We start from the raw sequence: 11,672 nt of genomic DNA on the forward strand, positions 1-11,672 counted from the left end.
GAGCGACGTTACGGACCCGGAAGGCCGGACCGGCCCGGACCCAGGATCGCGGTCACCACCGCCTCCGGGCGGTCCTTCATGACCAGATGGCCCGACGGCACGGCCGCCTCGTAGGGGGCGCCGAGCCGTCGGGCCAGCGCGCGTTGGCGCCGTTCCCAGCGGGCGGAGCCGTCGGGGGCGGCGAGGACGGTGACGGGGAGGCGCGGCGGAAGCGGGTGCGTGTCGCGCAGGGCGAGGAGTTCGGCGGCGACGGCCCCGTAGTGGGCGTTCTCCAGGAGCGTGCCGCGCAGCACGCGTGAGGTGCGGTAGACGCGGCGCACGAGGGCGGTGGGCGCCGGGTCGCGGCGCACGGCCGCGCGGCGGACCGCGGGGCCGAGGGCCGCCGGGATCCCGGCGGCGGAGAGGACGGCGCCGAGGACGCGGGCGACGGCCCCCGGGCACACGGGCGTACGGGGGTGCTCCTCCACCGACGAGTCCACGAGCACGAGCGCGGCGGTCCGGTCCGGGTGGAGCCGGGCGAAGGCCTCCGCGTGGAACCCGGCGATCGAGTGCCCCACGACGGTGACGGGGCCCGGGAGCCCGAGCGCGTCGAGCAGGGCGGCGATCCGGTGGGCCTCGCCTGCGGCGGTGGGCGGGACGGCGGCGGGCTGGGAGAGGCCGTGTCCGGGGCGGTCGAAGCGGACGACCGTACGGTGCGGGGCGAGGAGCGGGACGACCGGGTCCCAGTCGAACCAGCTCATTCCGAGCCCCGCGCTCAGGACGCAGACGGGTCCCGAGCCCTCGACGACGACGTGATGGGCGACGCCGCCGATCCGTACGAACGTCGGCCTTCCGGTCATCGCTCCTCCCCGGAAGCGGAGGCGGACGCGGAAGCGGAAGCGGAGGCGGAGGCGGACGCGGAGGCGGACGCGGAGGCGGACGCGGAGGTCGCCAGGGAGTACGCGAGCACCGCGAGCCACACCGCCACCAGGAGCACCTGGAGTCGCTGGCCGGCGCCGAGCGCCCAGGTGCCCTTCCCGGCCTCGAAGGCGGCGACGGCGGCGAGGGTCCAGACGGTGGCGGCGAGTTCGACGGCGACGAAGACCGGTCCCGTACGGGCGAGGGGTCGCCGGCGGCCGTGGCGGCGGGCGGCCATGGTCAGGGCGACCAGGGCGACGACCGCGCCGGTCATGGCGAGACCCGAACTGACGGCGTGGGCCGTATGGGTGGCGGGCACGAGCCCGGCGGTCTCGCGGGCCGCGCACTCGGGGTCGGCGGTCGCGGCGCAGCTGAGCGGGAGGCGCGAGTCGGCGACGGTGGCGGCCCCGAAGAGGGCGAGTGCGGCCCAGCCGACGAGCGCCCAGGGCTCACGGATCCGGCGCGTCCGGCCGGCCGGCGGGGTCGCCAGGTGGCCGGGCCCCGGTGTCGCCGCGTGACCGGAGCCCCTCGTCCCCGAGCGTCCCGTCCCGGCCCATCCCAGCACCGCCCCCGCCAGGACCAGCATGCCCGACACCAGATCGGTCGCCCGGAAGAAGGTGCCGAACGGCTGGTCCGACGCCGCCAGTTCGGAGACGTACGTCCGGACCGGGTCGAGCCCGGTCCGGAGGGGGACTTCGAGGACCCAGGCGGTGTACGTGAGCGCGCCGAGGGCCAGCAGGGCGGCGGAGGCTCGCGTCACGTTTCCGGGCATAGTGGGTCTGACGCTACGGCGTGCCGGAGGGTTGCCGGTGGTCGGGGTGGGTCCGGCCCGGTTCCGCCGGATCGTGAGCGGTCGTCATGGGGGCCATGATCAATCGGGTGGGGCGGGGCCGCACGTCGAGCGGGAGGGGCGGGCGCGGGCTGGCGCGCCGGGCCGCGCGCGACGGGTTCCGGACCTGTTTTCCAGGACATCGCGTCGGTTTGACGATTACACTGGTCGGGTGCCTCAACTACGCCTCGCCCTGAATCAGATCGACTCGACCGTCGGAGACATCGCCGGGAACGCCGAGGCGATCGTGCACTGGACCCGGCACGCCGCCGGACAGGGTGCGCATCTCGTCGCGTTCCCCGAGATGGCGCTGACCGGATACCCCGTCGAGGACCTCGCACTGCGCTCCTCGTTCGTCGAGGCGTCGCGGGTGGCCCTGCGCGGTCTCGCCCGCCGCCTCGCGGACGAGGGCTTCGGCGAGCTGCCGGTCGTCGTCGGCTACCTGGACCGCTCCGAGCGGGCGGAGCCGAAGCTCGGCCGGCCCGCCGGTTCGCCGGAGAACGCCGCCGCCGTGCTGCACCGCGGCGAGGTGGTGCTGCGCTTCGCCAAGCACCACCTCCCGAACTACGGCGTCTTCGACGAGTACCGCTACTTCGTCCAGGGCGACACCCTGCCGGTCGTCCGGGTCCACGGGGTCGACGTGGCCCTGGCGATCTGCGAGGACCTGTGGCAGGAGGGCGGCCGGGTCCCGGCGGCGCGCAGCGCGCGGGCGGGGCTGCTGCTGTCGGTGAACGCCTCGCCGTACGAGCGGAACAAGGACGACACGCGCCTCGACCTGGTCCGCAAGCGGGCCCAGGAGGCCGGGTGCGTGACCGCGTATCTGGCGAGCACGGGCGGTCAGGACGAGCTGGTCTTCGACGGCGACTCGATCGTGGTGGGCGCGGACGGCGAAGTGATCGCGCGTGCCCCGCAGTTCGTCGAGGGCAGCGTGATCCTGGACCTGGAGCTGCCGGCGGCCGAGGCCGAGGCTCCGGAAGGTCTGGTGAACGACGGGCTGACGATCGACCGCGTGGTGGTCTCGGAGGAGCCGCTGCCGGCGTACGAGCCGGAGCTGACGGGTGGGTACGCGCACCGGCTCGACGACGACGAGGAGGTGTACTCGGCGCTGGTCATCGGCGTCCGCGCGTATGTCGCGAAGAACGGTTTCCGCTCGGTGCTCGTCGGCCTCTCCGGCGGCATCGACTCGGCGCTCGTCGCGGCCATCGCCTGCGACGCGCTCGGCGCGGAGAACGTGTACGGGGTGTCGATGCCCTCGAAGTACTCCTCCGACCACTCGCGCGGCGACGCGGCCGAGCTGGCCCGCCGCACCGGGCTCCACTACCGCACGGTGTCGATCGAGCCGATGTTCGACGCGTACATGGGCGCGCTCGGCCTCACCGGCCTCGCCGAGGAGAACCTCCAGTCGCGGCTGCGCGGTACGACGCTGATGGCGCTCTCCAACCAGGAGGGCCACATCGTCCTCGCGCCGGGCAACAAGTCCGAGCTGGCGGTGGGCTATTCGACCCTGTACGGCGACTCCGTCGGCGCGTTCGGGCCCATCAAGGACGTCTACAAGTCGACCGTGTTCCGGCTGGCGCGCTGGCGCAACCGGGCGGCGGAGGAGCGCGGCCAGACCCCGCCGATCCCGGAGAGCTCGATCAGCAAGCCGCCCAGCGCCGAGCTGCGCCCCGGCCAGGTCGACACGGACTCGCTGCCGGACTACGACACCCTGGACGCGGTCCTGGCCCTGTACGTGGACCAGGACCGGGGCCGGGACGAGATCGTGGCCGCGGGCTTCGACGAGGAGCTGGTCACGCGGACGCTGCGGATGGTGGACACGGCGGAGTACAAGCGGCGCCAGTACCCGCCGGGCACCAAGATCTCGGCGAAGGGCTTCGGCAAGGACCGCCGCCTCCCGGTCACGAACCGCTGGCGCGAGACGCCGGCCGGCTGACCGGCGGTTCGACCGCCGTGCGGGGGCTTTTCGCGACCACGCGGGAGGCCCCCTCCCCCGTTCTCCCGCTCCGGTCACGGTCGAGCAGTCCCGCCACCGCGGCGACCGCGAGTCCCACCACCGTGAGGCCCGCGCCGACGAGGGCCGGCGAGGTCCAGCCCCAGCCGGCGGCGACGGCCGCGCCGCCCGCCCAGGCGCCGCCGGCGTTGGCGAGGTTGAAGGCGGAGTGGTTGGAGGCGGAGGCCAGCGTGGGGGCGTCCTTGGCCTTGTTCATGACCAGCATCTGGAGCGGCGTGGTGGTCATGAAGCCGACCGCACCGAGCACCACGACCGTGACCAGGGCCAGCCAGGGCACGTGGACCGTGAAGCGGAAGGCGACCAGGGTGAGGACGAGGGCGGCGAGCGAGCCGTACAGCGTCGGGCGGAGCGCCCGGTCGGTCAGCGGGCCCGCGGCGAGCGCCCCGCCGGTCATGCCGAGGCCGAAGAGGGCGAGGACGACGGTGACCGTGGAGTCGCCGAAGCCCATCACCTCGGTGGTCATCGAGGCCAGGTACGAGTAGACGGCGAAGACGCCCGCGAAGCCGAAGACGGCGGTGAGCAGGCCCAGCAGCACCTGCGGGCGACCGAGGGCGCGCACCTCGCGGCCCAGGCTCTGCCGCTCGTCCACCGGGACGTGCGGCACGAGGCGGGCGAGCGCGGCCATGGCGAGCAGGCCGATGACGGAGACCACGAGGAAGGTGGCCCGCCAGCCGAGGTGCTGTCCGAGCAGGGTCGCCGCCGGTACGCCGAGGATGTTGGCGACGGTCAGGCCCAGGAACATCGTGGCCACCGCCCGCGCCTGCCGGCCCTCGCGCACGAGCCGGGCGGCGACGACCGCGCCGAGGCCGAAGAACGCGCCGTGCGGAAGCCCGGCGAGGACCCGGCCGGCGATCAGCCAGCCGAAGCCGGGAGCGAGCGCGGAGGCCAGGTTGCCGACCGTGAAGAGGGCCATGAGCAGGAGCAGCATCCGCTTGCGCGGGACGCGCGAGCCGAGGGCGGTGAGCAGCGGGGCGCCGACGACGACGCCGATCGCGTACGCCGAGACGAGGTACCCGGCGGTGGGGACGGAGGTGCCCAGGTCGTCGGCGACCTGCGGGAGCAGGCCCATCATCACGAATTCGGTCGTGCCGATACCGAAGGCGGAGACGGCGAGCGCGAGCAGCGCCAGGGGCATGGGAAGGGCCTTTCCGGAAGATAGTTCTTCAACGGAACAAAGCCTCTCAGATGTTTTCTTCCCGTCTTCCCCGAGTGACCTCGGAACCGGGTCTCAGAGCTTCACGCGGGCCGCGACCGGGAGGTGGTCGCTCTTCGTCTCCGGAAGGGCCCAGGACGACATCGGCTCGACTCCCCTGACCAGGATCTGGTCGATGCGGGCCATCGGGAACGAGGCCGGCCAGCTGAAGCCGAAGCCGTCGCCGGCCGCGCCCTGGGTGGAGCGGAGCTGCGAGGTGATGCCGTTGAGCGCCCGGTCGTTCATGGTGCCGTTGAGGTCGCCGAGGAGGATGATCCGCTCGTGCTTGTCGTCGGAGATGGCCTCGCCGAGGGCGTTCGCGCTGATGTCGCGCTGGTTGGCGGTGAATCCGGCGTTGAGCTTGACCCGGACGGACGGCAGGTGGGCGACGTACACGGCCACCTCGCCCTTCGGGGTGACGATGTCGGCGCGCATCGCGCGGGTCCAGCCCATCCGGATGTCGACCGGCTGCGCGGCGCGCAGCGGCAGCTTGCTCCACAGCCCGACCGTGCCCTGGACGGAGTGGTACGGGTACGCCTCCGCCAGGCCCTTCTCGTACGCCGGGACCATGTCGCCCTTCAGTTCCTCCAGGGCCAGGACGTCGGCGCCGGACGCGGCGAGCTGCTCGGCCGTGCCCGCGGGGTCCTGGTTGTCGGCGTTCACGTTGTGGGTGGCGACGGTCAGGTCACCGCCGGCCGCCGACTTGTCGGCGACGAGCCCGCCGAAGAGGTTCAGCCACACCACGGCCGGCAGCAGCAGGGCGATCAGCGCGGTGGCGGAGCGTCGCAGCAGGGCGACGACGAGGAGGACGGGGACGAAGAGGCCGAGCCAGGGCAGGAAGGTCTCGGTCAGGCTGCCGAGGTTGCCGACCCGGTTGGGGATGTCGGAGTGGAAGACCATCAGCAGGGTGAGGGCCACCGCGCACAGCGCGAGCAGGATGCCCCGGCGCCAGATCCCCCGGTCGTGGCGGAGCCCCCCGAGGGCGGTCCGGAAGCGGGAGGTGGGGGGCTCGTTCCCCGCGCCGCCCTGCTCGGTCTCCGTCATGTCCACCCGCGCCATCGCCCGTCCTCACTGCCTTGCTGCCGTGCTGTCTTGCTGCCTTGCTCCGTGACCCGACATCGACACTAGGGGATGACGGGTCCGGCGTACCCCCCGGAGGACGACAGCTACGGCGTGGCGGGTTCCTGCAGGTGGCGCGCCCGGGCGGGCTGTGACAGAACGCGCACATTTGGCCGGGTCCGGTCTTGTCGTACGGACAGCGGTCAGTCTCGGGGCCGGAGGCCCTCCATCACGGTGTCGACGACCCGCTCGGCGAGGCCGGGCTCCAGGGAGGCGCCGGGGCGGATGACGGTGCGCAGGAGCAGCGGGCCCACGAGGAGGTCGTTGACGAACTCGATGTCGAGGTCGTCGCGGATCTCCCCCTGTTCCATCCCGCGCCGCACGGTGTCCAGGCCGAGGAGGCGGCGCGGTTCGATGACGGTGTGGTGGTAGACCTCCCACAGCCGGGGATACAGCTGCATCTGCGCGAACACGTTGTGGAGCAGGCTGGAGGTCCGCTTGGCGACGCCGCGTTCGCGCAGCGACTCCAGGAGGACGACGAGGTCGCCCCGGACCGAGGTGCCGGAGAGCACCGGGTCCGGGGGTTCCACCGAGCGGAGCAGGTCGACGAAGAGCTCCTCCTTGCCGGTCCAGCGGCGGTAGATGGTGGCCTTGCCGACGCCGGCGGTGCGGGCGATCCGCTCGATGGACAGCTCGGCGAGCGGGACGCCCTCGTCCAGGAGCCCGACGACCGCGTCGAAGACGGCCCGCTCGACGCCCTCGCTCCGGGGCCGGCCCCGCCGGGCGCCGGTCGCGGCGCCGGTCGCGGCCCCGTCGTCGTGGGTTTCCGGGGTTCCGGGGGTCCCGCCGTCCTGCCGCGACACGTGCGCTCCACCTCTCGTTCGGCCCTCGGACACCACCGGCGCCTTCGGCGCCTCGTGTCCTACCGTCGGGCCGATTCTCCCGCCTCGGAGGCCGGGCCCGGCACCGAGCCCCGCCGGGCGTCACCGTCCGGGACGGTTCCGGGTGCCGCGGCGCCCGGTCCGGCACCGCCCGGTTCCGCCGCGCCCGTCGGCGTACGGCCCGGGAGGAAGACCGCGACGACCACCGCGCCGATCAGGCCGATCACCGCCGAGGCCAGCGCCGTGACGTGCATGGCGTCCAGGAAGGCGTCGTACGCCGGGGCCACCAGGTCCCGGCCCGCCGGGCCGAGCTTCTCCGCGACCGCGAGCGTCGCCTCGACGGACTCGCCCGCCGTGGCGCGCAGGGCTTCCGGGACCCCGCCGAGGTGCCCATCGATCTCCCCGCGGTACGTGGAGGAGAGCAGCGAGCCGAGGACGGCGACGCCGAGCGCGCCGCCGACCTGCCGGAAGGTGTTGTTGATCGCCGAGCCGGAACCCGCCTTCTCGCGGGGCAGCGCCTGCATGATCGCGACCGTGACCGGCGGCATGATGTGCGCCATTCCCGCGCCCTGGACGAAGAAGACGACCTCCATGACCCAGACCGGGGTCGAGGCGTCGAAGAAGGCGAAGGCCGCGAGGCCCAGGGCGACGAGCAGCATGCCGGCGGTGCAGACGGCCTTGGCGCCGAAGCGTTCGACGACGAGCCGCGCGCGGGGCGCGAACACCATCTGCGCGACGGCCAGCGGCAGGATGAGCAGCCCGGACTGCAGGGCGCTGTAGCCGCGGACGCTCTGCAGGTAGAAGGCGGAGAAGAAGGTCACGCCCATGAGCGCGAAGAAGACGAGCGCGATGGCGGCGACGGCCGCCGAGAACGCGGGCCTCTTGAAGTACGTCATGTCGATCGCCGGGTGGTCGCTGCGCCGCTCGTGGAGGACGAAGAGGACCAGGACGGCGAGGCCGCCGAGGACCGGGGCGAGGACGGTGGCGTCGGTGAAGTCGGCCAGTTCGCCGCCGCGGATGATCCCGTAGACGAGGAGAACGAGTCCGACGACGGAGAGCAGCACGCCGGGGATGTCGATGCGGCCGGGCTTGGGGTCACGGGAGTCGGGGACCAGCCACATCATCAGGGCGAGGGCGATCAGCACGACCGGCACGTTGATGAGGAAGATCGATCCCCACCAGAAGTGTTCGAGCAGGATGCCGCCGGTGATCGGGCCGATCGCGATGGCGAGGCCGACGCTGCCGGCCCAGATGCCGATGGCCTTGGGCTGCTCGTCGCGCTCGAAGACGTTCATGAGGACGGCGAGCGTGGCGGGCATGACGAAGGCGGCGCCGAGGCCCATGACGGCCCGGAAGGCGATGAGCTCGCCCGGGGAGCCGGAGAGCGCGGCGAGGGCGGAGCCGATGCCGAAGACGGTGATGCCGAAGAGCAGCACCTTCTTGCGGCCGAGGCGGTCGCCGAGCAGGCCGGAGGTGAAGAGGAGGCCGGCGAAGACGAGCGTGTAGGAGTTGATCGCCCACTCCAGCTCGCTCTGGGTGGCGCCGATGCCGGTGGGCGCGGGGGCGGCGATCGTCTTGACGGCGACGTTCAGGATCGAGTTGTCGAGGACGACGATCAGCAGGCTGAGCATCAGGACGCCGAGGACGGCCCAGCGGCGCCGGTGGACGGCCTCGGGGACCCGGAGTCCGGGGGGCACGGCGGATGCGGAGGATGCGGAGGATGCAGAGGACGGCTGTGACATGCCCATCACCCTAGAGGTATTTCGATACGAGACCGTCTCGTATCGAAATTCCTGACCGAGCCTTTACGTTTGCGGGCATGTGAACGAGTCATCGCCACGCCGGTGTGAACAGCGCCACTCCGGCCCACTTCCCCGCCCGCCCGGCGAAGTGCCACCATGGATGTGGTCCGGGGACGCCGTCAGGGCGCCTCGAGATGACACAAGGAGCCGTGCACCATGACGCTTCAGGCTGCCCAGAAACCGCCCGCCGACAGCAGCAAGGCGCTGTACGGCGGCAAGGGCACGCGCCGCATCACCGTCCACGACATCGCCGCCGCCAAGACCCGCGGCGAGAAGTGGCCCATGCTCACCGCCTACGACGCGATGACCGCCTCCGTCTTCGACGAGGCCGGCATCCCGGTGATCCTCGTCGGCGACTCGATGGGCAACTGTCACCTCGGCTACGACACCACCGTGCCCGTCACGATGGACGAGATGACCCTGCTCTCCGCCGCCGTCGTCCGGGGCACCAAGCGCGCCCTCGTCGTCGGCGACCTCCCCTTCGGTTCGTACCAGGAAGGGCCCGTCCAGGCCCTGCGCAACGCCACCCGGCTGGTCAAGGACGCGGGCGTCGGCGCGATCAAGCTGGAGGGCGGCGAGCGCTCGCTGCCGCAGACGGAACTGCTCGTCCAGGCCGGCATCCCCGTCATGTCCCACCTGGGCCTCACCCCGCAGTCCGTGAACACCATGGGCTACCGGGTGCAGGGCCGCTCCGACGAGGCCGCGCACAAGCTGCTCCGCGACGCGAAGGCGGCGCAGGACGCGGGCGCGTTCGCGGTCGTCCTGGAGCTCGTACCGGCCGAGCTGGCCGCCGAGGTCACCCGCTCGCTGCACATCCCGACCATCGGGATCGGCGCCGGCGCCGGCACCGACGCCCAGGTGCTCGTCTGGACCGACATGGCCGGTCTGACCGGCGGCAAGGTCCCGCGCTTCACCAAGCAGTACGCCAACCTCCGCGAGACGCTCGGCGACGCCGCGCGCGCCTTCGCCGAGGACGTCAGCGGCGGGGCGTTCCCCGCCGAGGAGCACACCTTCCACTAGGCGTCACAGGTACGCGCAGACCACTGCGGCACCACCCGACAGCCCGCCGACATCCCCCATCGGCGGGCTGTCGGTCGTCTGTAGGAGGATTGTCGGTGGCGGCTGGTCTAGTGGTGGCCATGACGCGATCACACACCAACGCCGTCGAGGTCCGGGGCCTCGTGAAGCACTTCGGCGCCACCAAGGCCCTCGACGGGGTCGACCTGGACGTACGGGAGGGCACCGTCCTCGGCGTGCTCGGTCCGAACGGCGCCGGGAAGACCACCCTCGTCCGCTGCCTCTCCACCCTCCTCGTCCCGGACGCCGGGACCGCCACCGTCGCCGGGTACGACGTGGTGAAGCACCCCCGCCAGCTGCGCCGCACCATAGGGCTCACCGGTCAGTACGCCTCGGTCGACGAGAAGCTGTCCGGCTGGGAGAACCTGTACATGATCGGGCGGCTGCTCGACCTCTCCCGCGCCGACGCCCGCCGCCGGTCCGACGAGATGCTGGAGCGCTTCTCCCTCACCGACGCCGCCAAGCGGCCCGCCATGACCTACTCCGGCGGCATGCGGCGCCGGCTCGACCTGGCCGCCTCGATGATCGGCCAGCCGGCCGTCCTCTACCTGGACGAGCCGACGACCGGCCTCGACCCCCGCACCCGCAACGAGGTGTGGGACGAGGTCCAGCGGATGGTCTCGGAGGGCGTCACCGTCCTCCTGACCACCCAGTACATGGAGGAGGCGGAGCAGCTCGCGAGCGAGCTGACCGTCATCGACAAGGGCAAGGTCATCGCCAAGGGCGGGGTCGACGAGCTCAAGGCCAAGGTCGGCGGCCGGACCCTGAAGGTCCGCCCGGTGGACCCGGACCAGCTGCCGGCGATGGCCGCCGCGCTCCGCGAGACCGGTCTCGACGGTGTCGCCGGCTCGACCGTCGTCCCCGACGACGGCGCGCTGTACGTGCCGATCCTCACCGACCAGCAGCTGACCGCCGTCGTGGCCCTGCTCGGCGCACGCGGCTTCGGCATCGCCCACATCGGCACCCATCTGCCCAGCCTGGACGAGGTGTTCCTGGCGATCACGGGCGAGAAGACCGCCGTTTCCGACGAGATCAACGAGGAGGTCGCCGCGTGAGCACGACCACGGTCACCAAGTCCCCCGTCGGCGCGCCGAGTCCGGCTGCGGCGCGGCGCGCGCCCATCGCCGAGGGCCGGATCGGCCTGCGGGCCAACCTGCGCCACATCGGCGCCCTCTCCCGTCGCAACGCGCTGCAGATCAAGCAGGACCCGGAGTCGATGTTCGACGCCGTCCTGATGCCGATCATCTTCATCCTGCTCTTCGTGTACGTCTTCGGCGGCGCCATCTCGGGCAAGGGCAACAACGAGGTCTACGTGAACTACGTGACCCCGGGCCTGATGGCGATGATGGGCATGAACATCTCGATGGCCGTCGGCGTCGGCATCAACGACGACTTCAAGAAGGGGGTCATGGACCGGTTCCGGACGATGCCGATCGCCCGGTCCTCCGTCCTGATCGCGAAGATCGTCGTCGAGGTCGGCCGGATGCTGATCGCCACCTCGATCCTCCTCGGCATGGGCTTCCTGCTCGGCCTGGAGATCCACACCTCGTTCTTCCACCTGCTCGCCGCCATCGGTCTCTCGATGGTCTTCGGAGCGTCGCTGATGTGGATCTTCATCCTGCTGGGTCTCACCCTGAAGACCGCGCAGGCGGTCCAGGGCATGGCCATGCTGGTCCTGATGCCGCTGCAGTTCGGTTCCTCGATCTTCGCCCCGCCGACGTCGATGCCCGACTGGCTGAAGGCCTTCACCGACTACAACCCGCTGTCGAACCTCGCCGACGCCGCCCGGAACCTGATCAACGGCGGCCCGGTCGCCCACTCCGTGTGGATGACCCTCGGCTGGGCGCTGGCGATCACGGTCATCACGGCCCCTCTGGCGGTGGCCAAGTTCCGCAAGAAGACCTGAGTCCGCCACAGGGGTCCC

Annotated in this window: 10 protein-coding genes; 4 read left to right on the plus strand and 6 right to left on the minus strand. The window is 72.2% G+C overall.

Annotated features, from left to right (window positions below):
• Positions 1 to 8: 8 nt before the first annotated feature.
• Together OG514_RS04825 and OG514_RS04830 are read right to left on the minus strand one after the other, a co-directional pair.
• On the minus strand, positions 9 to 839 hold the full coding sequence (locus OG514_RS04825) for an alpha/beta fold hydrolase (RefSeq protein WP_266891179.1): 831 nt from the start codon (positions 837 to 839) through the stop codon (positions 9 to 11).
• On the minus strand, positions 836 to 1,669 hold the full coding sequence (locus OG514_RS04830) for a DUF998 domain-containing protein (protein WP_266891181.1): 834 nt from the start codon (positions 1,667 to 1,669) through the stop codon (positions 836 to 838). The genes OG514_RS04825 and OG514_RS04830 overlap by 4 nt, the downstream gene beginning before the upstream one ends.
• A 229-nt stretch (positions 1,670 to 1,898) precedes the next feature.
• Here OG514_RS04830 and OG514_RS04835 point away from each other — a divergent pair, with 229 nt between their 5' ends.
• Positions 1,899 to 3,659 (plus strand): NAD+ synthase, encoded by a 1,761-nt coding sequence (locus OG514_RS04835; RefSeq protein ID WP_266891183.1) that lies wholly within the window; start codon positions 1,899 to 1,901, stop codon positions 3,657 to 3,659.
• Here OG514_RS04835 and OG514_RS04840 read toward each other — a convergent pair.
• From OG514_RS04840 to OG514_RS04855, 4 genes are all read right to left on the minus strand, one after another.
• Positions 3,625 to 4,872, minus strand: a complete 1,248-nt coding sequence (locus OG514_RS04840) for an MFS transporter (RefSeq protein WP_266891185.1) — start codon at positions 4,870 to 4,872, stop codon at positions 3,625 to 3,627. The genes OG514_RS04835 and OG514_RS04840 overlap by 35 nt on opposite strands.
• A 93-nt stretch (positions 4,873 to 4,965) precedes the next feature.
• Positions 4,966 to 5,988 (minus strand): endonuclease/exonuclease/phosphatase family protein, encoded by a 1,023-nt coding sequence (locus OG514_RS04845; protein WP_266891187.1) that lies wholly within the window; start codon positions 5,986 to 5,988, stop codon positions 4,966 to 4,968.
• A gap of 203 nt (positions 5,989 to 6,191) precedes the next feature.
• The gene (locus tag OG514_RS04850; protein ID WP_266891189.1) at positions 6,192 to 6,851 is read right to left on the minus strand and encodes a TetR/AcrR family transcriptional regulator; all 660 of its coding nucleotides are present in this window, start codon (positions 6,849 to 6,851) and stop codon (positions 6,192 to 6,194) included.
• Between the two features lie 59 nt (positions 6,852 to 6,910).
• On the minus strand, positions 6,911 to 8,611 hold the full coding sequence (locus OG514_RS04855) for an MFS transporter (RefSeq protein WP_266891191.1): 1,701 nt from the start codon (positions 8,609 to 8,611) through the stop codon (positions 6,911 to 6,913).
• Positions 8,612 to 8,827: 216 nt separating this feature from the next.
• Between OG514_RS04855 and panB the strand changes: the two genes are divergently transcribed.
• The 3 genes from panB to OG514_RS04870 all read left to right on the plus strand — a co-directional run bounded on the left by panB (position 8,828) and on the right by OG514_RS04870 (position 11,654).
• Entirely contained in the window at positions 8,828 to 9,691 is an 864-nt protein-coding gene (panB, locus tag OG514_RS04860; protein WP_030314175.1) for a 3-methyl-2-oxobutanoate hydroxymethyltransferase, read from the plus strand.
• Between the two features lie 119 nt (positions 9,692 to 9,810).
• The gene (locus OG514_RS04865) at positions 9,811 to 10,803 is read left to right on the plus strand and encodes an ATP-binding cassette domain-containing protein (RefSeq protein WP_266891196.1); all 993 of its coding nucleotides are present in this window, start codon (positions 9,811 to 9,813) and stop codon (positions 10,801 to 10,803) included.
• Entirely contained in the window at positions 10,800 to 11,654 is an 855-nt protein-coding gene (locus OG514_RS04870) for an ABC transporter permease (protein ID WP_266891198.1), read from the plus strand. Before OG514_RS04865 ends, OG514_RS04870 begins: the two co-directional genes overlap by 4 nt.
• The last annotated feature ends 18 nt before the right edge of the window (positions 11,655 to 11,672 follow it).

This window comes from Streptomyces sp. NBC_00572 (genome assembly GCF_026341815.1).
Lineage (GTDB): Bacteria > Actinomycetota > Actinomycetes > Streptomycetales > Streptomycetaceae > Streptomyces.

Bases quoted from the DNA above. Each gene is read 5' to 3' on its own strand.
- panB (WP_030314175.1), top strand. From the start codon at position 8,828: ATGACGCTTCAGGCTGCCCAGAAACCGCCCGCCGACAGCAGCAAGGCG.
- OG514_RS04830 (WP_266891181.1), bottom strand. From the start codon at position 1,669: ATGCCCGGAAACGTGACGCGAGCCTCCGCCGCCCTGCTGGCCCTCGGC.
- OG514_RS04845 (WP_266891187.1), bottom strand. From the start codon at position 5,988: ATGGCGCGGGTGGACATGACGGAGACCGAGCAGGGCGGCGCGGGGAAC.
- OG514_RS04840 (WP_266891185.1), bottom strand. From the start codon at position 4,872: ATGCCCCTGGCGCTGCTCGCGCTCGCCGTCTCCGCCTTCGGTATCGGC.
- OG514_RS04865 (WP_266891196.1), top strand. From the start codon at position 9,811: ATGACGCGATCACACACCAACGCCGTCGAGGTCCGGGGCCTCGTGAAG.
- OG514_RS04855 (WP_266891191.1), bottom strand. From the start codon at position 8,611: ATGTCACAGCCGTCCTCTGCATCCTCCGCATCCTCCGCATCCGCCGTG.
- OG514_RS04825 (WP_266891179.1), bottom strand. From the start codon at position 839: ATGACCGGAAGGCCGACGTTCGTACGGATCGGCGGCGTCGCCCATCAC.